The 24,495-nt window shown below is 34.8% G+C and carries 23 protein-coding genes and 3 pseudogenes; 15 read left to right on the top strand and 11 right to left on the bottom strand.

The window, feature by feature from the left end:
- Positions 1 to 105 precede the first annotated feature (105 nt).
- Complete coding sequence (locus J4T77_RS04255; RefSeq protein WP_190321358.1) at positions 106 to 1,362, bottom strand: iron-containing alcohol dehydrogenase; 1,257 nt, start codon at positions 1,360 to 1,362, stop codon at positions 106 to 108.
- 42 nt (positions 1,363 to 1,404) lie between these two features.
- Here J4T77_RS04255 and dapE point away from each other — a divergent pair, with 42 nt between their 5' ends.
- On the top strand, positions 1,405 to 2,601 hold the full coding sequence (gene dapE / locus J4T77_RS04250; protein WP_010082500.1) for a succinyl-diaminopimelate desuccinylase: 1,197 nt from the start codon (positions 1,405 to 1,407) through the stop codon (positions 2,599 to 2,601).
- Positions 2,602 to 2,718: 117 nt separating this feature from the next.
- On the opposite strand, the gene nth is transcribed toward dapE, so the two are convergent.
- The 3 genes and pseudogenes from nth to icd all read right to left on the bottom strand — a co-directional run bounded on the left by nth (position 2,719) and on the right by icd (position 6,190).
- On the bottom strand, positions 2,719 to 3,357 hold the full coding sequence (gene nth, locus J4T77_RS04245) for an endonuclease III (RefSeq protein ID WP_010082499.1): 639 nt from the start codon (positions 3,355 to 3,357) through the stop codon (positions 2,719 to 2,721).
- Between the two features lie 30 nt (positions 3,358 to 3,387).
- Positions 3,388 to 4,689 (bottom strand): annotated as a pseudogene (locus J4T77_RS07575) (molecular chaperone DnaJ).
- Between the two features lie 82 nt (positions 4,690 to 4,771).
- Positions 4,772 to 6,190: an isocitrate dehydrogenase gene (gene icd, locus J4T77_RS04230; protein WP_010082497.1), complete on the bottom strand. Its 1,419-nt coding sequence runs from the start codon at positions 6,188 to 6,190 to the stop codon at positions 4,772 to 4,774.
- A gap of 145 nt (positions 6,191 to 6,335) precedes the next feature.
- Between icd and J4T77_RS04225 the strand changes: the two genes are divergently transcribed.
- Positions 6,336 to 6,872, top strand: a complete 537-nt coding sequence (locus J4T77_RS04225) for an RDD family protein (RefSeq protein WP_006279799.1) — start codon at positions 6,336 to 6,338, stop codon at positions 6,870 to 6,872.
- Positions 6,873 to 6,894: 22 nt separating this feature from the next.
- Positions 6,895 to 7,371, top strand: coding sequence for an RDD family protein (locus J4T77_RS04220; RefSeq protein WP_010082496.1), 477 nt, complete (start codon positions 6,895 to 6,897; stop codon positions 7,369 to 7,371).
- A 166-nt stretch (positions 7,372 to 7,537) separates the two neighbouring features.
- Here J4T77_RS04220 and rho read toward each other — a convergent pair whose 3' ends face one another.
- Together rho and J4T77_RS04210 are read right to left on the bottom strand one after the other, a co-directional pair.
- The gene (rho, locus tag J4T77_RS04215; RefSeq protein ID WP_190321357.1) at positions 7,538 to 8,941 is read right to left on the bottom strand and encodes a transcription termination factor Rho; all 1,404 of its coding nucleotides are present in this window, start codon (positions 8,939 to 8,941) and stop codon (positions 7,538 to 7,540) included.
- A gap of 199 nt (positions 8,942 to 9,140) precedes the next feature.
- Positions 9,141 to 9,743, bottom strand: coding sequence for a cell cycle transcriptional regulator TrcR (locus J4T77_RS04210; RefSeq protein ID WP_190321356.1), 603 nt, complete (start codon positions 9,741 to 9,743; stop codon positions 9,141 to 9,143).
- Positions 9,744 to 10,074: 331 nt separating this feature from the next.
- On the opposite strand from J4T77_RS04210, the gene J4T77_RS04205 reads away from it, so the two are divergent.
- The 5 genes from J4T77_RS04205 to trpS all read left to right on the top strand — a co-directional run bounded on the left by J4T77_RS04205 (position 10,075) and on the right by trpS (position 15,249).
- Positions 10,075 to 11,883 carry a peptidylprolyl isomerase gene (locus J4T77_RS04205; RefSeq protein WP_095742751.1) on the top strand — a complete coding sequence of 603 codons (1,809 nt, stop codon included), beginning with the start codon at positions 10,075 to 10,077 and terminating at the stop codon, positions 11,881 to 11,883.
- A gap of 401 nt (positions 11,884 to 12,284) precedes the next feature.
- Entirely contained in the window at positions 12,285 to 12,605 is a 321-nt protein-coding gene (gene rpsP / locus J4T77_RS04200) for a 30S ribosomal protein S16 (RefSeq protein WP_006279266.1), read from the top strand.
- 10 nt (positions 12,606 to 12,615) lie between these two features.
- Positions 12,616 to 13,602 carry a polyprenyl synthetase family protein gene (locus J4T77_RS04195; protein WP_010962840.1) on the top strand — a complete coding sequence of 329 codons (987 nt, stop codon included), beginning with the start codon at positions 12,616 to 12,618 and terminating at the stop codon, positions 13,600 to 13,602.
- A gap of 61 nt (positions 13,603 to 13,663) precedes the next feature.
- Positions 13,664 to 14,233 carry a nucleotide exchange factor GrpE gene (locus tag J4T77_RS04190; RefSeq protein ID WP_182282656.1) on the top strand — a complete coding sequence of 190 codons (570 nt, stop codon included), beginning with the start codon at positions 13,664 to 13,666 and terminating at the stop codon, positions 14,231 to 14,233.
- A gap of 17 nt (positions 14,234 to 14,250) precedes the next feature.
- Positions 14,251 to 15,249 (top strand): tryptophan--tRNA ligase, encoded by a 999-nt coding sequence (gene trpS / locus J4T77_RS04185; RefSeq protein WP_190321355.1) that lies wholly within the window; start codon positions 14,251 to 14,253, stop codon positions 15,247 to 15,249.
- A 175-nt stretch (positions 15,250 to 15,424) separates the two neighbouring features.
- Here the strand turns inward: trpS and J4T77_RS04180 are convergent, their stop codons facing one another.
- From J4T77_RS04180 to J4T77_RS07400, 4 genes and pseudogenes are all read right to left on the bottom strand, one after another.
- On the bottom strand, positions 15,425 to 16,186 hold the full coding sequence (locus J4T77_RS04180; protein ID WP_010082470.1) for an alpha/beta hydrolase: 762 nt from the start codon (positions 16,184 to 16,186) through the stop codon (positions 15,425 to 15,427).
- A gap of 1 nt (position 16,187) precedes the next feature.
- Entirely contained in the window at positions 16,188 to 16,715 is a 528-nt protein-coding gene (locus tag J4T77_RS04175) for a c-type cytochrome (protein WP_190321354.1), read from the bottom strand.
- Positions 16,716 to 17,155: 440 nt separating this feature from the next.
- Positions 17,156 to 17,662: pseudogene (locus J4T77_RS07405) on the bottom strand (transposase); the annotation flags it as partial.
- Between the two features lie 51 nt (positions 17,663 to 17,713).
- Positions 17,714 to 18,411: pseudogene (locus J4T77_RS07400) on the bottom strand (transposase); the annotation flags it as partial.
- Between the two features lie 181 nt (positions 18,412 to 18,592).
- Between J4T77_RS07400 and J4T77_RS04165 the strand changes: the two are divergent.
- From J4T77_RS04165 to J4T77_RS04135, 7 genes are all read left to right on the top strand, one after another.
- Positions 18,593 to 18,757: a hypothetical protein gene (locus J4T77_RS04165; protein ID WP_162829040.1), complete on the top strand. Its 165-nt coding sequence runs from the start codon at positions 18,593 to 18,595 to the stop codon at positions 18,755 to 18,757.
- Positions 18,758 to 19,169: 412 nt separating this feature from the next.
- Complete coding sequence (locus J4T77_RS04160) at positions 19,170 to 19,814, top strand: hypothetical protein (protein ID WP_190321353.1); 645 nt, start codon at positions 19,170 to 19,172, stop codon at positions 19,812 to 19,814.
- The gene (locus tag J4T77_RS04155; RefSeq protein ID WP_095742754.1) at positions 19,811 to 20,158 is read left to right on the top strand and encodes a hypothetical protein; all 348 of its coding nucleotides are present in this window, start codon (positions 19,811 to 19,813) and stop codon (positions 20,156 to 20,158) included. The genes J4T77_RS04160 and J4T77_RS04155 overlap by 4 nt, the downstream gene beginning before the upstream one ends.
- Positions 20,159 to 20,260: 102 nt before the next feature.
- Entirely contained in the window at positions 20,261 to 21,529 is a 1,269-nt protein-coding gene (gene proS, locus J4T77_RS04150) for a proline--tRNA ligase (protein ID WP_190321352.1), read from the top strand.
- Positions 21,526 to 21,897 (top strand): holo-[acyl-carrier-protein] synthase, encoded by a 372-nt coding sequence (locus J4T77_RS04145; RefSeq protein ID WP_010082456.1) that lies wholly within the window; start codon positions 21,526 to 21,528, stop codon positions 21,895 to 21,897. The genes proS and J4T77_RS04145 overlap by 4 nt, the downstream gene beginning before the upstream one ends.
- 80 nt (positions 21,898 to 21,977) lie before the next feature.
- Complete coding sequence (locus tag J4T77_RS04140) at positions 21,978 to 22,163, top strand: hypothetical protein (RefSeq protein ID WP_187470113.1); 186 nt, start codon at positions 21,978 to 21,980, stop codon at positions 22,161 to 22,163.
- Positions 22,164 to 22,277: 114 nt separating this feature from the next.
- Positions 22,278 to 23,774, top strand: a complete 1,497-nt coding sequence (locus J4T77_RS04135) for a proton-conducting transporter transmembrane domain-containing protein (protein WP_010962853.1) — start codon at positions 22,278 to 22,280, stop codon at positions 23,772 to 23,774.
- On the opposite strand, the gene J4T77_RS04130 is transcribed toward J4T77_RS04135, so the two are convergent.
- Positions 23,771 to 24,433, bottom strand: a complete 663-nt coding sequence (locus tag J4T77_RS04130; RefSeq protein ID WP_010082435.1) for a hypothetical protein — start codon at positions 24,431 to 24,433, stop codon at positions 23,771 to 23,773. The genes J4T77_RS04135 and J4T77_RS04130 overlap by 4 nt on opposite strands.
- Positions 24,434 to 24,495 lie beyond the last annotated feature (62 nt).

Raw genomic sequence — 24,495 nt, 5'->3', positions numbered from 1 at the left:
GAGTTGTATATCCACTCAGGTGAGGAGACAATGGATAAGAGATTGTGAAAAGGGTTTAGCTTTTGGCCTATGATCTCTTTAAATGACAGAATTTCACTACAAAACTTAACTTTCTTCTATGCAGTTAGCTAAGTCAAGAAAGGTGAATCTATCTCTTGTTGTAAACGCAAAATCGACCACTTTACAATATTGTTCTTTATTCCAATTGAGGTGCTCTGGTAAGTGTGGAATTGATAGATCTTCAAATATTTTTTGCAGGTGTTTTGCAGGTAGTAAATTTTGCTTAATTAAACTGGAAATATTATGCCATTCTTTACAAATAATCTCTTGGATTTTTTGCTGCATAATTTGCTTCTGTTCAAAAGTTCTTACAAATTCGATATTATCAAAGTACTGAGTTATATGTTTTACATCTAAAGTGGTCGGTTTGATAATCGGGTTTTGTATTGATAATATCTTTTCCTGTAAATTAGCCATAGTAATCGTTGTGACAGCAATTTTTTCACCATGTAGTGAGGAATAATCTTTTGTTACCATTTCCATTGCGTGAGCTATCATATGCTCTCCTTGGCTTGCAGAATAGCTGCCTTTTGACATCACCATTCCAAGTCCTGAAATTAGTAGAACTTCCATAAGTAATAGGACCTCTTTTCCACTTCTTTTAGTAAGCGCCGTATATTCTCTTAGCAAAATTTGCTCCAAATCGTGAACAAGTGTAAAAGGTAATTCATTGTATTCTGTGCTAAGCAACAAATGAGATAGTAGCCAGTCAGCCTGAACTGTTGAACGACAAATGAAATCTGCAAATCCGCTTAATGTGAGGCGCAGTGGCGCATTGGCAAGTATGTCTATATCTATATATATTGCTCTTGGAAGATGTGCTTTGAACGATTTTTTATATCCATTTACTAATATTGAAGCATTTGCGGATGTATATCCATTCATAGAAGCGGCTGTTGGAAAGGATATATAATCTTTTTTCTCGAGGTAGCTTGCATATTTGCAGATATCGTTAACGGTGCCGCTACCAAATGCAACTATTAAGTCACTGTCTTTTACTTTGTTTCTCACTAGATTTACGGTTTCAAGAGAGGCAGCTCTGCTTGGTGTCATTTCTCTACTTGATGTCATCCCAGTGCGTGACACTGGAATGGCAGGTGGGGTTGGAATAATTAAATGAGAAATTTTATTAAATACGTTTTTGTTTAAAAGTTTTGCTGTATTTTCATCTGCAACTAGAAAGATGTCATTTCCGTGTTGTGTGCATATTTCATAGATATCATCAGCAAGGTGGTAATCTGTTATTACTTCCCTTAGAAAAGTTTGTTCGGTTTGATGTAATATTTGTTTTAAATAGTGCATAGAGTGTTTACAATATAGCAGTATAAGTATTTTAAGATTGACATGAAAATTGACCCTGTAGAGCTAACTAGGAAATTGATCTCTTTTGAGAGTATAACACCAGAAGACAGCGGGGCAATAGAGTATATAGCAACAATCTTCAAGAAGAGCGGCTTTGATTGTGAGATTTTAGAATTTGGTGATAAAGTTAAAAATCTTTATGCGAAATATATAAATGGAGTACCAAATTTGTGCTTTGCTGGGCACGTTGATGTTGTACCACCGGGTCAGTTAAAAGATTGGGCATTTGGTCCATTTAAACCAGAAGTGAGGGATGGAATGCTATATGGAAGAGGGGCCGCTGATATGAAAAGCGGAGTAGCTGCATTTATTGCTGCTATGGTAAATTTGATTGCAGAGAAGTTTCAATTTAATGGTTCAATAAGTGCATTGATTACCAGTGCTGAAGAAAGCATGGAAGAATATGGAACAAAGGCAGTTTTGGAATGGATGAAAAATAAGCAGAAAAAGATAGATTTTTGTGTGGTTGGCGAACCAACCAGTAGTGAGAAATTAGGTGATACCATAAAAATAGGCAGAAGAGGTTCTGTAACATTTGAATTAATTTGCCATGGAAAACAAGGGCACGTTGCCTACCCAGACCTAGCAGACAATCCAATATATAAGGTAATATCGATATTGAGTAAGGTAAAAAATACTACTTTTGATCATGGTAATAAATATTTTCAGCCTTCACATTGCGAAGTTACTACTATCGATGTTGGAAATAATACTAGCAATCTAATACCTGGCTCAGCAACTACACGTTTTAACATTCGATATAACAATGAACAAACACCGGGTGGCTTATATAAGCTGATTGATGAAATATGCTCCAGTGTAACTAACGATTATAAACTTTCTATGCATAGCAGCAGGGACGTTTTCCTCTCTACTCCCGATAGAAATACTGATATTATGCTTGATGCAATAAGTAAGGTTACCAACATTGATGCTATACTTAGCACAAGTGGTGGCACATCTGACGCCGCGTTTATCAAAGATGTTTGTCCAGTGATTGAATTTGGTATAATCAACAAAACTGCACATCAGATAAACGAATGCGTATCAGTAAACGATATACACAAGTTAACAGCTATATATAAGGAATTTATAGAAAATTATTTCAATCCCACTAATAAAATATTGAATCAGGTCAACGTAGTTAGTAATATATCTAGTGGTCCATTGTTAGCTTAGATGTAATCAGATCTCTTGCATAACTGTTGTCTGAATAACAACTGGTGTCATTCCAGCAAAATGTGTCAAGTAAGTTTTTTCGTTTCTATAGCTACTTGGATGACAAAAGAAGAAATACTAGACTTTATACCTTTTGCACTCAAATTCACATAAATCATGAATTATGCACGTTTCACACGAAGGTTTCTGTGCTTTGCAAACATATCTACCATGCAAAACTAGCCAATGATGAGCATAAAGCAGGTATTTTTTGGGAACCACATTTAAAAGAGATTGCTCTGTTTTAAACACATCTTTTTCTTTCACAAGCCCAATTCTATTGCTCACTCTAAAAACGTGAGTATCAACTGCCAATGTTGGAATGCCAAGCCCCGAATTTAAGAACACATTAGCGCTCTTTCTTCCCACTCCCGGCAAAGACACCAAATCATCGAAATCAGTAGGCACTTTGCTATTGTACCTCTCAATCAATATTTTGCTGAGCCCGATTATATTTTTTGCTTTGGAATTATATAAACCGATACTATTTACACGTTTTTTTAGCTCGTTTTGCCCAAGATTCAGCATTTTTTCTGGCGTATCAGCGATATTAAAAAGTTCTCTTGTAATTTTGTTAACGCTTACATCGGTCGTCCGTGCTGATAAAACTATTGCGACCAGAAGCGTATAATGATTGATATAATTTAGCTCTATTTTTGGTGCAGAATTTGATTCTTGAAACTTTTCAAATATCAATTCTACTTTTTTTGAGTCCATGCATAGAGCTAAAAGCCTATACTACACTGGTTACTGTGCAAATTCAATTCCTTGAGGCTTAGATAGTCCTTCAGTATTAACATCAGACACATTAGTGTTCACTTCATCAAAATTTCTCTCAGCAAATTCGCTTACCACTTCCGCAAAACACTTTTTAATAAGAGGCATAACAATTGGCATTAACAGTTTTCGTGGATCATACCATCCTAACAGGTCAGTTTCCTTTTGTACCCTATCTCTTGGATCCTCTTCTAGTAAATCTTTTGTGTGCTTTTCAGCATATATTTCACAGCCTTTTGAGAAAACAGGAGCTAACATTTCAATTAATACTGCCGCCAATAACAATAGTGAACCAAGTATGGTTCCACCAACAGTTAATCTATTAGCAATGAAATTTGTTGTAAGTAGATAAACAGAAAAAGCAGCTAAAGGATAGTTGATAAGAAGCTTATTGCCTAGCGTGATATAGTTTATTTTACTCATGAATTCATCAGTGGAAATTTCTGAATTTTTATACTTTTTCATATAATAATTTACTAATAAATGAGAGGCATTACCAGCAATGATACTAAATCCTATGATCCACCATGAAAAATAGCAACCTATAGTAACTGTAGTTAATAGAGCTAAAGGCAGAAGACTTATTTTTGGGACAAGCAGTAGAGCATTTTTACGCTCTATAAATTTCAACGCTAATGCTTTCTTATCTTCTTTAACTAGGCTTCTCTTTTCTTCTAGAGGAGTAATATAATTGAATAATTATATGCTTGGCTTTGTTATATATTGATACAGCTCTTTCATTAATTTTGTACTTTCTACACTCTTCTTAAAATTATCTAAATTTGGATTTTGCAAAATCCTATTTATTTGAGCTTGGAGTTTCATGCATTTTTCTAGATCTTTTTTAAACGAATAGTCACTTCTTTTTAGTATAGAAATCAATCCATCAAAATCTTTACCTACAGCATCTTTCTCTCAACTTATTTTTAGCTTATTAAACAAACTTCTCCTATAGTGAAACTCTCCTCTTGCCGTTAAACGCCCATCACTTTCAGCACCAACACTGACTTTAACACAAGGATTTCCTGACTCTAAAGGTTCAATGTACTTTTTTAGCTCTTGATAAGCTTTATAAATCTGATCAAATCTATTTTTGTCTCCACCTTTGTCAGGATGGTTTACAAGTATCAATTTATTATATTGTTTTTTCAGAAACTTGCTAAGAGCTTGATAATCCTTACCTACAATTTGTTCAGCTTTTATCTCTAGTACGTTAAACAGATCATTATTATCATAAAACTCCTGACCAGTTAACTTAAAATGTTGACTCATTACTACACCTCACATAAATACACGATACTATTAGTATAATATATTTAATGTTTCACACAAGCATAAAAATATCAAGCAACCACTAAGAGAAGAAACCCTCTTTCCCATCATACAAATACAACTTATCCATTCTCACCACATCAAAATTATGTTCCTCAAATTTGATTAGCAAGTTATTCACATCACTATTTGTAATTTCATTATTTGCAATGAACCTGCAGGTTATTTGGTCACTTGAAGACTTTGAACTTCCTGGCCAAATCGCAAGGCCTTTTGAATATATTGCTATAATCTGCGGATTACTTGTTTCAAACAACTTCACTATTTGGTCAAAGTCAGCCGGCTTACTCCAGGCAAGCGTTATATCGCTACCCACTAGTTTTTTAATCTTATAATCCTGTTCATAATTATCCTGTATTTTATCCACTTTACTATTTGGATCACTGCCAATTATAAGCTCAGATAATGTTTTCGGTTTTTTTCCTAGATTGTCTATAACAGCTTCTGCAAATTCTTTTGTACCAACTTTCTGTTTACTTCTTTTCTCCTTATATAAATCGGCAGTGTGTATTCCATCCTCCAAAGTCTTGAGCCATGCATCGTAGATTAGTTTTGCAGTACCCACTTGACCTATGTAAATTAGCATATGCACTGCAGCATTTAAAAGACCAGAAGGATTGGCTATGTTTTTTCCTGCAATATCAGGGGCAGAACCGTGCACTGCTTCAAACATTGCGTATTCATTCCCGATGTTACTACTTCCGGCAAGCCCCACAGATCCAGAGGTTTGTGCGACTATATCTGATAATATGTCGCCATATAAGTTCTCGGTTACTATAACATCAAAATTCTCCGGTTCTGTTGCAACACGCGCCATTCCAATATCAACTATATAATGTTCTGCCTTTATATCTGGGTATTCCTTTGCAATGCGATCAAACGCGGCATGGAAAGTTCCGTCAGTCATTTTCATGATGTTATCTTTAGTCAGGCAAGTTACTTTTTTTCTGTTGTGTTTTTTTGCATATTCAAAAGCGTACCTGCATATCTTCTCTGAGCCAGATCTAGTAATAATTTTAGTGCATTGGTAAGAGTCACCAGTGAGCCTATGCTCTATTCCGGTGTAAACGTCCTCTTCATTTTCACGTATCACTACGATATCAAACTTATCGAATTTATTTTCTATAACAGGATGATATGAAATGCATGGTCTGATATTTGCATACAACCCTAGATTTTTTCTGAGTGCAACGTTTAAGCTTTTGTGCCCTTTACCTTGAGGAGTTGTTGTCGGAGATTTTAATAATATTTTTGTCCTTTCAATTGATTCCCAACCACTTGGAGAAATTCCGTGAGACCATTCTTTACTGTAAACACGCTCCCCTATTTCAATAATATCTATTGAGATTTCCGCTTCTGCTTCGCGCAATATCGACAGCACCGCTTCCATGATTTCTGGTCCGATACCGTCGCCATATGCAACTGTGATTAGTGTTGACATAACTTCCCTAGTTATAAATGATTTAATATTAATTTAAATAATAGAGTGGCACAAGTAGCTAATATTACCCAAATTAGTATATTTACGGTTATTTAATAACGTATTTTTATATCATATGATGATATTATGAAATATAGGTGGGGTTATGAATACTGAAATAAATGTTAAAGTAAATTATGTAGGATTTACAAGGCGTATTGTAGCAGAAATACTTGACCTCATCATATTTTCCCCTCATTTTATCTTCGGTTTTATCTATGGTGTATTCATCGTATCATTACAAGATCAAGATAAAGACTCTTTTCAGGAACTTGCACAACTAGCAACAGAAATACCATTTATAGTTTCTACAGTGGTCGCAACATTAGTACTAACAATATCCAAAATATTAATGGTAACAAAACTTGGTGGTACCCCAGGAAAACTATTGTGTGGTATGCATATTAAAGATGCTAATACATTTACAAATGTTACCCTTATGCAAGCAACAATAAGATGTATTTCTAAGGGAAGCATCTGGATTATTTTTCGCTTTTTGCTTCATCTGCATTATCATGGTTATACTTTTCTATATCTTTTAATTGTGCTAATTTTATTTTTGTTTGCAGTATTTGATCAACGCAAACAGACTTTTTACGATAAAATTGCAAAAACAGTAGTGATAGACTATAAATCTAGTTGATATTTTTCTTTATAGGTAGTACATGGATAAAAAAGTAAACTACTCAACGATGACAAGACGTACTCTAGCATTTATAGTTGATTGTATTTTATTTATCGCAATACCATTTGGTTTAATGGCGGTGGATTTCTCACTTACACACGCAATACAAGGGATCATGGGTGCAATAATTGTAATCACCACGATTGTATTTTCTTTATTTTTAATGATACCATGTATATTTCATATATTCATGCTAGTAAAATTTGGCGGCACTCCAGGACACTTGTTATTTAGCATGCGTGTAAAAGACAAAGATACATTTGAGTCAATCACTACAATGCAAGCAATGAAAAGGACTATAGCTCTTTTTATAATTTATTGCATATCACTTTGTAATCCCATTTTATTCTTAGCTATACTAATCTTAGTTTTAGTATGTGCAGTAGGTGATGAACATAAACAAGCTTTTCACGACAAAATTGCAAACACGGTAGTGATAGATTATAAACCTAGTTGATATTTTCCTTTAGCTGTCTGCCACCAAGGGTGTCATTCCAGTGTCACGCGCTAACTTAAGGTAAATTGCCAACTTAACTATAAATATATTTTGGTAAATCCAAATTATTTTAGCTATAAGAGCGTTTTACTTTTTGCTCAGCATATCCATCATAACTGGCTTACTTTTAGTGATTCATGGAGTTAAAAAAGTCAGCATTGCTCTTTGTTAAAAGTAGTTTGTCACGTAAAAATTCCATTGCTTCAACGGGTCCCATAGGATTGAGTATCCTACGCACCACCCATATTTTATTTAGTATAGCCTTATCAACTAATAGCTCTTCCTTCCTTGTTCCGGATTTTGTAATATCAATAGCTGGAAATATACGTTTATCAGAAAGTTTTCTATCAAGTATGATCTCAGCATTTCCTGTACCTTTAAACTCTTCAAAAATAACTTCATCCATTTTTGAACCAGTCTCTATAAGAGCTGTGGCGATTATAGTTAAAGAACCCCCATTCTCAATATTACGAGCTGCTCCAAAAAAGCGTTTTGGTCTCTGCAGTGCGTTTGAATCTACACCACCAGTTAGAACTTTCCCAGACGAAGGAATAACCGCATTATAAGCACGTGCAAGTCTAGTAATATTGTCAAGTAGAATTACCACATCTTTTTTATGCTCAACCATTCTTTTAGCTTTTTCTATTACTATTTCAGCAAGCTGTACGTGACGGTAAGCAGGCTCATCGAATGTAGAACTTACTACCTCACCTTTTACAGAACGTATCATATCTGTTACTTCTTCAGGTCTTTCATCTATAAGTAACACTATTAATTCTACTTCAGGGTGATTTATAGCTATAGAGTTAGCCATTTGCTGAAGCAATACAGTTTTTCCTGTGCGAGGTGGAGCAACTACTAACGCTCTTTGCCCTTTTCCAAGAGGAGCTACTATATCTATAGCACGCATGCTTAAGCCTTTTTTATCATCACCATTATTACACTCAAGTACTATGCTTTCCTCAGGATAAAGAGGAAGCAAATTATCAAAATGGACGTACTTTCTTAATTCACTTACTTCAGTAGAGTTTATACTTTGAACCTTAGTTAAAGTAAAATATCTCTCTTTATCACCAGGTGGCCTTATTTCTCCATATGCCATATCTCCTGTACGTAAATTAAACTTCTTTATTTGCCCGTTAGAAATATAAACATCATCGGTACTTGGGGCATAATTTGCACTTGCTGAACGTAAGAAACCAAAACCATCAGGCAATATTTCCACTATTCCACTCCCTGTGGTTATGCCTCCTTCTTCACTCATTTTTTTCATTAAGCTGAATATTATTTCCTGCTTTAGCATTCTACCATTGCTTTTACCGTTAGTTGAAATTTTTCTTTCTTCAGCTAACTCTAACAATTCTTCTGCTGTTTTCTCTTTTAATTTGCTCAGATCTAATGTTTTTCTGTTTTTCTCAGTACCTTCATTGACCATCTGTTTTACTGTATCGTTATTGTAAATTTGCTCACTTTTTTCAGGTTGAGCTGTAACCTTTCCTTTTGCCAAAACATCTTCATTGATTGTTGTCATAATCCTCCAAAAATTTTAATTGATGCTTACTAACCTAAAATGTGACTATAAGATAATAAATTAGGCTGAGTTAGTTTCAGTGCGTATTAAGCTTAATTATCATTAAACCCCGTACTTTACTTACATTATACTAATAAACACTAGCAAGTCAAGTTAATTTAATGTTAACAAAACACAAAAATTTGAGGATTTTCAATAGCTATTCTTTATATTTTTTTAACCTTTCTTGCTTCTCCTCTTCTACTTTTGCTTTTTCCACTTCTGCTTCTAAATTTTCTTGACTACATAAGCCGAGTAGTACAGGATCTTGGGGTTTTATATTTTGCATGTTATGATGAGATCCATCTCTTACCTGCTCAACTGTGTAATTTGTTGTACTAATTAATTTAACTATAACGTTATTGTCCAAGATAGGAAATTTTTTTACTAAATAATAAATCGCATCAGGTTTATCTCTACGTCTTGCCGTAGAGGCAAAGCCAAGAATGCTACCAATCGCTTTACTCCTTTTTTTTATATTTTTTATAATCAAATTTGGTACACGATTTGGATTTTTTTTGCAATCATCGATTTCTTTTTCAGTAATTATTCCAGAAATAATAGGGTTATATTTTTCTACTTCTATTTCCTCATCAGCTATGTCTTGTACTTCTTCAAGGGCCAATCTGCAACATTGTGCTATTTGATTAAAAGTTAAACCAGTGTTGTCTACTAACCAAGCAGCTATTTGCACTAGAAACTGTTTATTTCTATCGTTATTGCCCTTAGAAGATTCCATTGACATCAAAAAAGCATCTCCCATTTAAAGTATCCCTTACTGTTATACAGAGCTAAAATATAAACTATTAAAACTAAAAAAGCATTAATTTTGTCATTCAATAACTTTTTGTTTGTCACTTCCCACCTCTTAAGTTAATTAAATGCGCTTACCTTTAAGCATATTTCAAACAAAATATTTCCCCTTCCTAAGGTATAGTATAACTCAGTTAAACATATGTTCCTATTTAAGATTAGAGAGTTAAATTTTAAGTTAATATATTGTAATATTATATATATTAGCTAATAAAGCAACAGGTTTACAAGCATTAAATTATCACTATTCTATAATTAATCATTAATTAACTGGGTTTAAAATGAATGTTAAAAATTTTTTCACTAAAGTAACCGTTGTCCTTTTAGCTTGCTTGTTAATCTTCATGGGAATTGGCAACCTTTTATCAGGTGATGATGAAAAAGAAGAGGTAGCTAGGGTTGGAAAAGAAGTTATAACGTCAGATGAGTATAAGTCGCTATATCAAAATTATGGAAAACAAATTTCTGGATCTGATGCGAGTAGAGAACAAGTAAAAAAGCTGAAATATGATTTGCTTAACGCACTTATAGAGCAAAAACTATTGTTTAACCTAACTAGTGAGCTGGGGTTGACAGTTGGAGAAGAATCTATAAAAAACCATATTAAAAACACCAAATACTTTCAAAATGATAAAGGTGAATTTGACAAAAATAAATTCTATGAAACGCTAAATGACCTGCATATGACAGAGAAAGAGTATATAGCAAAGCTAGAGAAAGTCCTGCCTGCAATGATGTTCATGACTTCATTATTTAAAGATAATTATCCAGTAACTTTTGGCGAGAAAATTGATGAGCAGATATACAAAAGTCGCTACCAAACTAGAGTAGTTGATATTGTTAAAATAACTGAAGATGCAGTTACAAACATTCCTGAACCAGATGATCAAGCCTTACTTGATTTGTACGAAAGAAATAAATCCCATTTTTATTATCCTGAGTATCGAACTGCGCAATATATTTCCCTAGGCCAAAAGTATTTTGAAGATCAAATCAAGATCTCAGATGAAGAAGTTGATGGTATAATAGAACAACAAGAACTTAAAAATCAAAGAGATATATTCAATGCAATATTTTCTACCAAAGAAGAAGCTGAGACAGCAAGAAGAGCATTTGAGGAGGGTAAAACAAGCTTTGAACAGATAGTAGAAGAGTTTGGCAAAGCAAAACTTGAGGAAACTAGAGTAAATAATATAACTAAGGATTTTTTACCAGAAGACGTGAGAGAGAAGGTATTTGCTCTTAAAGTAGGTGAAGTAAGTGAAGTTTTAGCAAGCAGTTTTGGTTGGCACATAGTAAAAGTGGAAAGTGCGCATCAAATCTCTGATGAAGACTTAGTTGATTTAAAAAAAGACATAAAGTCAGTTCTAACTAACCAAAAGTCTTTTGAAAGAGTCAATGATTTCATAAACCAAGTGAACTATAAGATATACAATGGTTCAGAAATTGAAGAAATATTGAGTGAATATAATTTACCTATACAAACTATTGGTCCAGTAGATGCGAGTGGAAAAGATCAAAGCGGTAATAACGTAGGAGATTCTGGTGATTTGATTTCTTTCATTTTTTCGCGAGAAAAGGATCAGAAAGGTTATTTTAAGGGCGTTGGGGACGCCGTTGTTAGTGTAAAAATCGTCGATATCTTTCCACCCAAATTGCAAAGTTTTGAAGAAGGCAAGGCATTAGCGGTAGAGCTTTGGCGTAGTGAGTTTATAAAAGAAAGAATGTTTAAATTCGGGCAAGAGGTTGCAGTTCAACTAAGAGAAAAAACAGATTTGGAAGAAATTCAAGGTGTGGAATTAGTTAAAGGTCAGCAGATGCACCGCAATAAAGTGGATCAACAAAACTACCCCTTTTCTTTTGTAGAAGAGATTTTCAATATGAAAACAACTGGTTCAGTGACAGATCCTATTCAATACAATAATGAAATTATAATAGGTGTTCTAAAAGAAATGCATTCATCAAATGGCAAATTAAACACGCTTGACACCGGAAAACGTGTGATGATATCGCTAAAAGAGCAATTAATTAGCTATCTGGAATCAAAGTATAAAGTCGAAGTTAATCACGCTATACTTGATGATATATAATCAAAAATCTTATAAGCTGCTTCAAACGCATCCAGTGCCCAGACACACAACTGTACGAACATTGCGATTTGAGAGCAATCTTCACTAGAAAGGATGTCATCCCAGTGCCCAGACACTGGGATCCAGGAATTTTATTAAGTTGGTAAGCATAAAAGTAGCCGTTTTATGTTAAAATACAACGTTTTAATGATTAAAAAAAGGCTGGATTCCAGTGTCAAGCACTGGAATGACACCATTTGCTGTGCAATTTACCTTCAAAAATGAATGTTCGTATAGCTGTGCGCCCGGCACTGCCCTACATTATTGGTAATTATATTATAAGGTGCAAAAGCTGTATAATTCATTTGACTTAAAACGGCTCATTGTATAAAATTGTGGCTAATATATGAATAAAGGTTAACATGGCAGTTAAAATAAGGTTGGCGAGGTTTGGCGCAAAGAAACGCCCTTTTTATAGGATAGTTGTAGCTGATTCACGAGCACCAAGAGATGGGCGTTTTATTGAGAAAATAGGACAATATGATCCAATGTTACCAAAAGACAATAAAAATCGTGTTGTGGTGAAAGCTGATAGATTAAAACATTGGCTAAGTGTAGGCGCGCAGGCAACTGAAAGAGTACTGTGGTTTATCAAAAAAGGCATAGTAACTTTAGAAACAGAACCAAAGAAAACAGAAAAGAAGAAAGTAGAGAACGAGAAAGCACAAGGGCAAGAGGCATAAGTCTCTTAAAATGCTAAATACTGATTTAACAAACAGCGATAAATTAGACGATATTGTATCTTCTGATTTGTCAGCTATGAATGACTTTGTCTTCAAAAATGTCAATGATGAAGATGCTAAGCTTGCTACTGATATTATATCTCATCTTGTTAGGTCAGGTGGAAAAAAAATAAGGCCTAAACTAGTTTTTATTATATGTAAAATGCTAAACTATTCTGGGGAGAATAGGATCAACGTTGCTGCATCGGTAGAGTTTATACACAATGCTACTTTACTTCATGATGATGTGCTCGATGAAAGTGAGGCACGCCATGGAGTTAAAACAGCGAATAAGATTTGGGGAAATAAATCAAGCATTTTAGTTGGTGATCTATTGTTGACTCTAGCATTTAGATGGCTTATAGAGTGTGGAAATTTAAATATTCTCTCTATTTTATCTAAAGCATCGCATTTACTTGTGAAGGGTGAAATAAAGCAGATGACAGCACGCTTTGACCCCCACACAGTCAGGGAAAATTATTTTGATATCATTGGAGAAAAGACAGCATCTTTATTTTCTGCATGCTGTGAAGCTGCATCAACAGTATCTGGTGCAACAAATGACGAAACAGAGAGGCTAAAGAATTTTGGTTTTAATTTTGGTATGGCATTTCAAATAGTTGATGATATGCTCGATTATACTGCTAATCAAGGCACTTCTGGAAAGCAAGTCGGAAAAGACTTTTTCGAAGGTAAAGTCACCTTACCTGCTATTATAGCATACGAAAAGGGCAGTCCAGCAGAGCAAAAATTCTGGGAAAAATGCTTTTCTTCAGCTAGACACAATTTTGACCAAGCATTACACTATATTAATCACCATAATGCCATTCAGCTTTCTATGGAAAAAGCTAGACACTACATTAATATGGCACAAAATGATATTAGTACTTTTTCTGATTCTTTTTATAAAACTACTTTAATTAACTTTTTAAATGCAAGCATAGAAAGACGAATGTAGCTGGCGCTTGATATTTTCAGATTAATTGTTATATATTTATTAGATTCTTAAGGGTAATGATATGTCAGATAGCAGTAAGGAGAAAAAGAAGAAGTTTGCTGATATGGTAAGTAGGCAGAAAGGTGACGACCAACAAAGTGATAACCATAAGCAAACTGATGATTTAAATGAAGATCTCAATACATTAAAAGAACGTGCAGTTCAGCTTGAAGATCATTTACGCCGTGCTGTTGCAGATAATGAAAACGTCAAACGTATAATGCAAAAGCAAATTAGCGATGCAAGTGACTACGCAGTCACAAAACTTGCACGTGATATGATCGACTCGTGCGACAATTTAAAAAGAGTAATGGAAATTTTGAAAGACGGTGATCCTGTTCATGAGGGGATTAAAGTAGCTTATCAAAAAATTATAAATGATCTAAAAAAACATGGAATAGAGGAAGTAGACCCACTTGGTGAGCTTTTTGATAGTAATTTACACCAAGCTGTTGTGGAAAGAGAAGACAATGAAAAAGAGCCTGGCACCATTGTAGAGGTACTACAAACTGGTTATACTATCAAAAATAGGTTGCTCCGCCCTGCAATGGTTATTCTTTCTAAGAAATCTGCTGATTGTGGAAACGATTAGCGTGAGGTAAATGTATAATGACAAGTATTGTCTTTTCAGGTATCCAGCCAAGTGGCGTACTACATTTAGGTAATTATCTTGGTGCAATCAAACAGTGGATAGACTTACAGGATAAATACAAATCTCTTTTTTGTATTGTCGACCTACATGCAATCACAGCAAATAAGCTTCCCGCAAGTGAATTAAAAAGTAATATTTTCAAAACAGCAGCAGCTTATATTGCATGTGGAATAGATCCAGAAAAGTCCATTATTTTTAATCAGTCCACAGTTAATGGTCATGCAGAACTGGGCTGGCTGCTTGGGTGCTATACACCAATTGGTTGGCTTAATCGCATGACTCAATTTAAAGATAAAGCTGGCAGCGATAAACAAAAAGCCTCTCTTGGATTATATAGTTATCCAGTACTTATGGCTGCAGATATATTGTTGTATCAAACTAAATACGTTCCTGTTGGTGATGATCAAAAACAGCATTTGGAGCTTGCACGTGATATTGCATCAGCTTTTAACAATCATTATAAGCTGGATCATTTCATCGTACCTGAAATCTTAACTTTGGATTGCACATCAAGGATAATGAGCTTAAGAGATGGTACAAGCAAGATGAGTAAATCTGATCCTTCAGAACATTCGTGCATTAACCTTGATGATACGGATGACTTAATTGTCAAAAAAATAGAAAAAGCAAAAACAGATTCAATTCTAGGCTTTGCTACTTTAGAGTGCCGACCAGAAATAAGCAATTTGATAAACATTTATTCAGTGCTTAGTAATGTAAATGTGAAAAAAGTATGTGAAGAAGTGAACAAACATGACATGAAGCACTTCAAAAAAGAGTTAGCTGATTTAATTATCAGTGTTATATCACCCATACGTGAGAAAATGAATGATCTTTTAAAAGACCAATTCCATTTACATGAAATATTAAAAAAAGGCACAAAGAAAGCAGCAGAAATTGCAACCCATAATATAAAAGAAATCAAGGATATTATTGGATTTGCTCAATATCTGTAAGGTTCCAAAGTGTGATGGTGCGAACCGTCATACCGCCGCGGTATCTCAGCCGCTAACACGTAGCGGGATGACGGTTTTTCAAATTGTCGGTAAATCTAAGTCAGTTTAGCTATAGGCGGCAATTTTCTGTATTTATTTTAAGTTGAAGAAAGCTCAAATGAAAAATCGTGTTTTGCTAAAAATCACAGAATGCAGTCTGGTTACAAAATTCTCTAATGGTCTTAAATAAAACTTCCAGTGAATGATTGTCAGACATATTGTGCTCTGCTGATTTTATTAAGTGTACTTCAACATCGGTTGACTTAATTTTTTCAGCTAAATTCAATGAAGTTTGATAAGGAACATCTTTATCATTAATGCTATGCAGCAAGCGCACAGGACAGTTTATATCTATTGTCTTTTTGTTTAAAAGAAGGTTCTTTCTGCCATCTGCGATCAAATTTTTAGTTATTTTGTATGTACAATGCTCTGAAGTAAAATCTATTACACCTTTAGAATCTAGTTCTTCTTTTTGCTTGCCTGACAATTGCTTGAATATCAAATCTTCAGTAAAATCGGGAGCAGACGATATACCAATTAGTGCTGCAATTTTTTCTGGAAATTGAAGGGCAGTGAGCAACATCAGCCATCCTCCCATACTTGAACCTATAATTATTTGTTTATCGCTAGTTAATTCACTCATTACTTTAGCACAATTTTTTTGCCAATCACTTATCGTGTAATCAATAAAATTACCACTTGAATGACCGTGACCAAAATAATCAAATAGCACAAGTGCTACGTCATTTTCTTGGCAAAATTTGTAAATAGCAGTTGCTTTAGTTCCATCCATATTGGATGCAAATCCACCGAAAAAAACTACAGAAGCTTTCTTTCCTTGTAGCTTTCGATATGCTATGTGACCATTATTTCCATCAAACAATTTACAATAATCCATACTACTTTGGCAAAGCAACCGGGCTATCACTCAATTGATGCAAATAACTAACTAGATCTGCAATTTCTTGTGGATTGGAAATACCTGCAAATGCCATACGTGTACCTTTTATATAGGCTTTTGGGTTCTTTAAAAAGGCAAATAGCTCCTCATACCCCCATTTTCCACCTCTTTCAAGCACTGCTTTTGAGTAATTGAATGAGTTACCAAGATGGGCCTTTTTATTTCCAACTATGTTCCATAAGTTTGGTCCTACTTTATTCATTCCACCTTTCTCAAAACTATGGCAGGCTATACATTTTTTTGCTGCTGATTTACCTTTCTCAAAGCTAGCATTCTGCATGAGCGCTCCAATATCAAGCGCCACTTGCTCGATTTTTTGCTGGAACTCATTGCTGCCAGCAGCTACTATCGTTTGGTGTTCAATCTTATATTCTTCTGGACTGTAAAGCATATCAACTACACTACTAACTATCATAATGATTAGCCCAGAAAGTAAAATCGATGCTGCAATCTTATTAAGCTCCATAGTTAATTTTTATTAAGTAATGTTACTTAAATTATGCGAATATTTTCGCAAATAGCAACCAATTACCTTGAAGCTCGCCAAAGATGAGAGTCTCTATAGCTAACCCAAGAAAGGTTTTCCTACGTCCATACCGCCGCGAACCGTCATACCGCGATTCATTCGCGGTATCTCAGCCGCTAACAAGAGATCCCGCTAACAAGTAGCGGGATGACGAGGTTCACTGCCATTAAGTTAAGGAAAGAATGGTTAAAAACTGAACTAAAAAGTCAGAAATAATTAAGGATTTATGACAAATACTGAAACAGAATAGAGTAAACTTTAAAGCAGATAAACTCTGAAGTGTAAATTACTTAAGAAATAGTTTGTTTAGAAGTCATTTTACAGGAGCTATGGCAATAAGCTACCCAGTTATTATCAGAAGATATGAATACTACCTCTAGTCAAAATATGTGTTTTCTAACCCTTTTTTGGTAATTGAACGAACGAAGATAAGGTACCTTATGACGATCAACTTTCCTTCCCTTTCTTACCGCCAAAGTGTTCATCAAAAATAGCTTTGATAATTGATCCATAATGCAGTCAGTATCTGATTCCGTAGCAAAAATGTCGAAAGCCAAGTTTTTGATCGCGTTAAATGAGACAGATTTGTTAATGCTCCTCTTAAGCTTATCATCGGTTAAGTCCATATTCAACGCTTCTTCTACATCTTCTGTCATAACACTTTCTAGGTTGCTAATAAAGATAGCTGACCAAAAATCCTGTTTAACAGACTCAACACTTTTTCCTGTAAAATTTTCTAGACTTAGTCTTCCTTTGAGTTTTGCAAAAAATGTCTCAACTCCCCAGCGTAAAAAATATAACTCCTTAAATCCTCCAGTTTGAAACTTTTGTTCATCCATTAATGATGTAGCTAACACTTCAATTTCACCAGATGGCAGTACCACTTTGAAGCGTTATTCCACTATTTTCTTGTTTTATCTTACGCTGAGCACATATGGTAACCTCAACACTAGATGGGCTTTTTTCTTCAAACATAGCATTCACTTCATTAAAAGATGATCTGGGACATCGAATGACATAAGCAATTTTTCTTTTTGTAAGGCTAGAAAGAAATTTATAAGATAAATATACAAATCAGTAAGTCATTAGTATTTACAACTTTAAGCATTCCATCTGCTAAGTTAATTTCATGAGTGTTACCTCTATCTAACACTGACCTTATGGCAACATTATTTAGCACATCTTAACAAACCGCAAAGGTTGCACTTGCATAATCACCTAAATCTTTTGGTTTTTGGTTACGTATTTTTCTTGAGCCAAATTCATTTTTTATTTCAACGCTTGTTGGTAAAATGATTTTGGAGGCATCAAGAGCTAACACTCTAAAGCCAAAACAAGTTTTAAATTTTTGGTCTTGGTAGTACAAGGAAACCACACCTTCGTTAATTTCTGAAAATGCACTGTGTTTCATTTTTTTTCTTGCTTGACTAAAAGCACTAGCAGTAACGGTATAGTCTTTTTTCCTATATAAAATAAATTCGTTTAGTATTACTTGCAGCGACTTTACACTTTTTCTTAAAATTAAGATAAATATGTCAATAAAAGATAACTTCCTCTTTCTCATAAAATCTTTTGAAGATGATTTATGGGATTCTATAAATTCTAGACTTGCCAATTCATTTTGAATAAATTTTATTACTGCCTTTTTTACTCATACTACCTTTAAACTTATTGGTATACATCATTATCCCATAAAATCTATCTTTTTTCCTTAACTTAATGGCAGTGAGACGAGGTTATCGTCATGCCGCCACGAACCGTCATACCGCGATTCATTCGCGGTATCTCTTAGCCGCTAACAAGTAGCTGGATGACGATTGTCAGGGTGTAATCCCAGTGTCCCTATGATGTCATCCCAGTGCCCAGACACTGGGATCCAGGAAAGTTTGCTTGTAAGCAAGCAAACTAGCACAGAAAGTGGTTACAACATTTTCGATGAGATTATATGGAAAACTGGATCCCAGTGTCAAGCACTGGGATGACAAAAAAAGGAGCACTGGAATGGCACCATTTGTTATGTTTAACAAAGTTCGTACTTAGCTTCATGTTAGCCATAAATATTTAAGAAATTTACCAAATGGAAAAAAAGGCAAAAGAAGCCCCATGGTTAACTAGTTCTGACACTGGTTTCCATCCAAGACGGCAGTAGCCCCTTCGGTGTCATTCCAGTGTCAAGCACTGGAATGACAAAGGAGAGCAGTGTCAGCTACTTGGATGACACCTTTTTTCTACTTAGTGTGGGTTATACAAGAAGTCTATTGTATGGCTATTGCTGGTCGTATATTACTTATAGCTTATCTATTCAAATTGCAACTTTGTTTTTCATAATTAATTATTGACAGAAATTATTAATTGGGTTATTATTAAATTATCGTTAACAAGTGAGGCAAAGAAATGATGATATTCAATAATTCTTCATTGCTAAAAGATAGTCAGGAGCTTACTAAAACTAAGCAGACTATATGGAAACCTTTAATTGCTGTTTCATTATTATCTATATTTAGTTTCATATCTGGTCAATATCTTCCTTATGTTATTATAGCAGTTTCTGGTTCTGGTCCTATTGCAGCAGTTCCTTTAGCAATTTTTGCTGTTCCTACGGTTGTTGCACTTATTTCAGTGACATATCTTGTTAAACTGGCTATTTCTAGAGATGATAATAAGAAAGAAGTAGGTCTTAATGGACAGAAATTCGGCCATACTCCATCTCAAGAACCACAAAAATTTGTGTGTAAAAATTGTACTAATCTGGAGAATAAATCAAATGTACCTACTCCTCAATCACCTCCAGTAACGTTTGGAACACAACCAAATCCAAGTCTACCGCCGCCACCTCCTCCATTGCCACAAGATGCTGCACTACCACCCCCGCCTCCGCATTTTTTTACAGCTTCCAAGCGTACGGAGCAACCTAAGAATGATGCACCGAAGAAGGCTGGTGAACCTGAGAATAATAATCATTCTACTCTGTTTGAACAGATAAGAGGAGGTACTACGTTAAAAAGAGTGGGCAGCAACAAAATTTTACAAATGAATTGAAAGCAAAATTAGAAAATAGTGGGGGCACTGACAAAAAAGAAACACCAGAAGAGTTTGCTGCAAGAATAGATAGGGAGCAAGCAGAGAGAAAGAAGTCGGATGATAATGATTCAGATTGGACAAAGAGACTTAAGGAGAGAGCAGCAGTCATGCAATTCTCAGATAGTGAAGAGGAGTCACCGGTACCGCCAAGTTCGTGTGTTGATTCACCACAAGTAAATAATGTTGACTCAGTGGATAATGAGGTGCAAGATTCACCTCCTCTTTCTGTTGAGGATCGCATAGCACAGTTTGGTGGAAAAGCGTTGCGATGCCAAAAGGAAAATGTTGTACAAGGACTATGATAACTATGAAATGGTCAGCCATGCACTTCCCTTCCTTTTCAAAATAAGTTTACCTACAGGTCTGATTGTATTAAGGTTACTTAATACAATCAGATCTATTATATGCGCTTATCCAAATATTACCTGCCAACTCTAAAGGAAAAGCCTGCCCATGCTAAAATTATCTCCCATCAATATTCTTTGCGTGCAGGTTTAATAAAGCAGATAGCATCTGGCATCTATACGTGGTTACCACTTGGTCTCTTAGTGCTTAAGAATATTGAAGATATTATCAGAGATGAAATGAACAAATCCGGTGCTATTGAAGCATTAATGCCTTGTGTGCAACCAGCAAGTCTTTGGCGAGAATCAGGGCGTTACGATGATTACGGTAAGGAAATGCTACGCATAAAGGATAGGCATGAGGAAGATATGCTTTTTGGTCCAACGCATGAGGAGATAGCAACTAATTTAATTAGAGATGTGGTAAAAAGTTACAAAGATTTGCCACTTTGTTTATACCAAATTCAATGGAAATTCCGTGATGAGGTAAGACCACGTTATGGTGTTATGAGGGGCAGGGAATTTTTGATGAAGGATGCATACAGTTTTGATGTAGATTACGAAGGTGCACTGAATTCATATAATTTGATGTACAAAACTTACATAAAAATCTTCAAACGCATGGGATTTACTCCAATTGGAGTTCGAGCTGATACGGGGCCAATTGGAGGAAATTTGAGCCACGAGTTTCATATATTGGCAAATACTGGTGAGAGCACTTTATATTATGACAATAAATTTTCTGAACTACTAGAGAGTGAAGATATTGAAAGTTTAAAGAGTATATACGCAGTTGCAGATGATATGCATGATCCTGAGACTTGCCCTATATCACAAGAGCAGTTAAATGTTAGTAAAGGTATTGAAATAGGGCATATTTTTTATTTTGGCGACAAATATTCAAAGCCTATGAAGGCAAGTGTTACTTCTCAAGATGGAAAAAATGTCAATATACATATGGGTTCGTATGGCATTGGGGTTTCAAGACTTGTTGGTGCGATAATAGAAGCTTTTCATGATGATAAGGGAATTATCTGGCCGGAGGAGGTAGCTCCTTTCAGAATTGGTTTAATCAATTTACAAACGAAAGTAACGGAGGCTGCAGATAAAATATACAAAGCTTTGAAGAGCGATGAAGTGCTTTACGATGATACGGAAGGGAGTGTAGGAGTAAAATTTTCTAGAATGGATCTGATAGGCTTGCCGTGGCAAATAATTGTCGGAAAGAAAGCAGTAAGTGAAAATATAGTTGAAGTAAAAAATAGAGCAACTGGAGAGGTAAAGGAAATGCAGATTGAGGAAGCAATAAATCACTTTAGCGCAAAATGATACACGGTATCGGCACTGACATAGTATATATACCAAGAATATTGAGAATATTACAAAAATACGGGGAAAAATTTCTCAATAGAATCTACACTGAAAAGGAAATAGAGCTAAGTAGAAAGTATAATAGTCAAGAAATGCGAGCAAGGTATTTTGCTAAACGCTTTGCAGCAAAAGAAGCTTTTGTTAAAGCACGAGGTAGTGGTCAGGGTATTACAATGAAAGATATAGAAATATACAATGATGTAAGAGGCAAGCCATATCTTACCGTTAGCAAGGATTTTATCTCCAAAATTCATCTTTCTTTAAGTGACGATGGAGATTACGCTACTGCATTTGTTGTAATTTGCGTCTATAGCTCACACAGATAAAGTTTACTCTTTTGTCATCTTATGGCTTACTGTATGAACATTCATTTTTAAAGGTAAACTGCACAGCAAATGGTCAGTGCTTGACACTGTCCTCCTTTGTCATCCCAGTGCCCAGACACTGGTTTTCTGCAATCTCATCGAAAACGTTTTTCTATGCTAGTTTGCTTGCTCACAAGCAAACTTTCCTGGATCCAAGTAGTCAGGGCACTGGGATGACATCTTTGTTGTGTTTAACAAAAACAAATGTTCGTACAGTTGTGGAATGAATCGCAGTATAGCTATAGCATACACAAACGACTAGTTTGCCAAAAAAACATAGCGGTTTTTCTATGATTTTAGTATAATTCTAGCTTTACCTAAACAAAAAGATGAATTATTTAATGGACTGTGTTTTAACGTCTCTTTCCTTACCATTTTCAATTACTGAGAATTATTTATTAATTACTGCGTTGATTCCACTTTTAAGTGCGTTAGTTATTTTTTTTACTGGTAAATGGCCCGGAGTGAACAATAGTATTACTGTCACTTCTTCTGTACTTCTGTTTACGTATACGTGTCTGTGCACTTTATATTGGGTATATGGTGATCATTCTCAATTTATTCTCATGGATTTTGGTAATAATTTGCACATTAGTTTAAAGCTAGAGTCTACCGGAGTAATATTCAGTTTATTAATATCGTTTTTATGGGTGCTGACCAGTATATATGCAATATGTTATATGCAGAATAACTATGCTGATAGCAATCACTCAAGTTTTCTATGCTTTTTTTCAATATCGATTGGCTGTGCAATGTTTATTGCTTTTTCTGGAGACTTGCTCACTACATTTGTCTTTTATGAGCTTCTAACTATTAGTACATACCCTCTGGTTACTTACAACTCAACAAATGAATCAATGATTGCAGGACGCTATTACTTTGGCGTGCTATTTTTCTCTTCTTTGGTATTATTTTTTCCTGCAATAGGCCTTTTATATCATGAATTTCATACTTTAGACTTTGTAAGCGGTGGAATATTCAAATTTGATACTTCACTCATCACTTTCATTGCAGTGTGTTTTGCTATGCTGATTTACGGAATAGGAAAAGCTGCATTAATGCCAATGCATTTTTGGTTACCAAAAGCAATGGTTGCACCAACTCCTGTGAGTGCACTACTGCACGCTGTTGCTGTTGTGAAATCCGGAGTTTTCATCATCATAAAAGTTATATTATACACTTTCGGCGTCGATAATATGCAACGTTTTGTGCAGCAAAATTGGTTTGCTGGAGGGTGGCTTCCGTACGCTGCTGGATTTACTATTATTACTGCATCATTGATTGCACTAAAGCAAAAAGAATTAAAGAAATTGCTTGCTTACTCTACCATCTCTCAATTGTCGTATATTATATTATTCGCTTCAATTTTTAGTGATCTCAGCATGAGGGTTGCAATTTTTCAATTAGTTTGCCACGCATTTGCAAAAATCACTTTGTTTTTCGTTGCCGGAGCAATAATAACGAGAGCAGGTGAGAAATATATAGATAAGATTTACGGTATAGGACGCAGTATGCCAATTAGCATGACAGCATTTGCTATAGGTGCATTGTCTATGATAGGGGTGCCGCCTGCTCCGACTTTTTGGGGTAAATTTCTCATTTTTCAAGCTGTTTTCAACTCTGGCAATGTAATACTTTCTGTGTTTGTAACTCTAGTGTTAATTGTTAGTACTATACTCAACGCTCTGTACTTTTTACCGATAATTTACAACGCCTTTTTCTTAAAACCTTCTCAGAATTACTTTATTAAAAAAACACCAATTCTTCTAGTTTTACCTCCAGTTATTACTGCTATGTGCACTTTGGTTATTTTTTTTAGCTACCAAGTAATATTTTAAAATCTGTATTTATAACCATTAACAATAAATTTAAATGGTATTATACCAGCCAGAGTTGCTTTTATATTCGACAAAGTGAAGCTAATCTCCACAGTATCCTCCTTATTTTGCTCGGTTGTAAAAACTACAGTAGCATTTCCAGCAAATGTAACTAAGTCCTTGGTCGATCGATCAATAGATAATGTTATTACATTTATGTTGGCGATTTTTCTTTTAGATAAAGACAAATTACCAGCTTCATTATTCGTTTTTTCCTGAAAGCCTTGATAGATTTTATGTATAGAATTGTTTCTTATAAAATTTTCTTGGTACTTCGGTTCAACGATCTTAATGGACTCGTATATTTCAATGTATTTACTTATTAAGTACCTCGCTGTGGAAGTGTATTCATCTTCCTTTTTACTGAAACTAAGCTTATGCATTGCAGAGAACTCATCTTCTGTGTGATTCATATACTTCACAAAATTTAAATCTTTTTTAATAGGAAATAACAGGTATATGTTTAATGTTAATAAACATAAGCATACTAGGAGAAGCGATACTATTAATGCCATCCAAGATCTTTCTGCTACACAAAACAGATACCTATGGCAGTACCATTCGACTGCTTTACTGAAATAACTTTTGTTTTTTACTGATTCAAGCAATTTATCTTCCATAACACAATACTACCAGACCTAATCGGATCATTATAATAACAATAAGCTTAGATACTCTAAAA

Source organism: Wolbachia endosymbiont of Drosophila innubila (assembly GCF_021378375.1).
GTDB lineage: Bacteria > Pseudomonadota > Alphaproteobacteria > Rickettsiales > Anaplasmataceae > Wolbachia > Wolbachia pipientis.
Note: the sequence above shows the minus strand (reverse complement) of the source record. Positions and strands in the feature narration are given on the sequence as shown.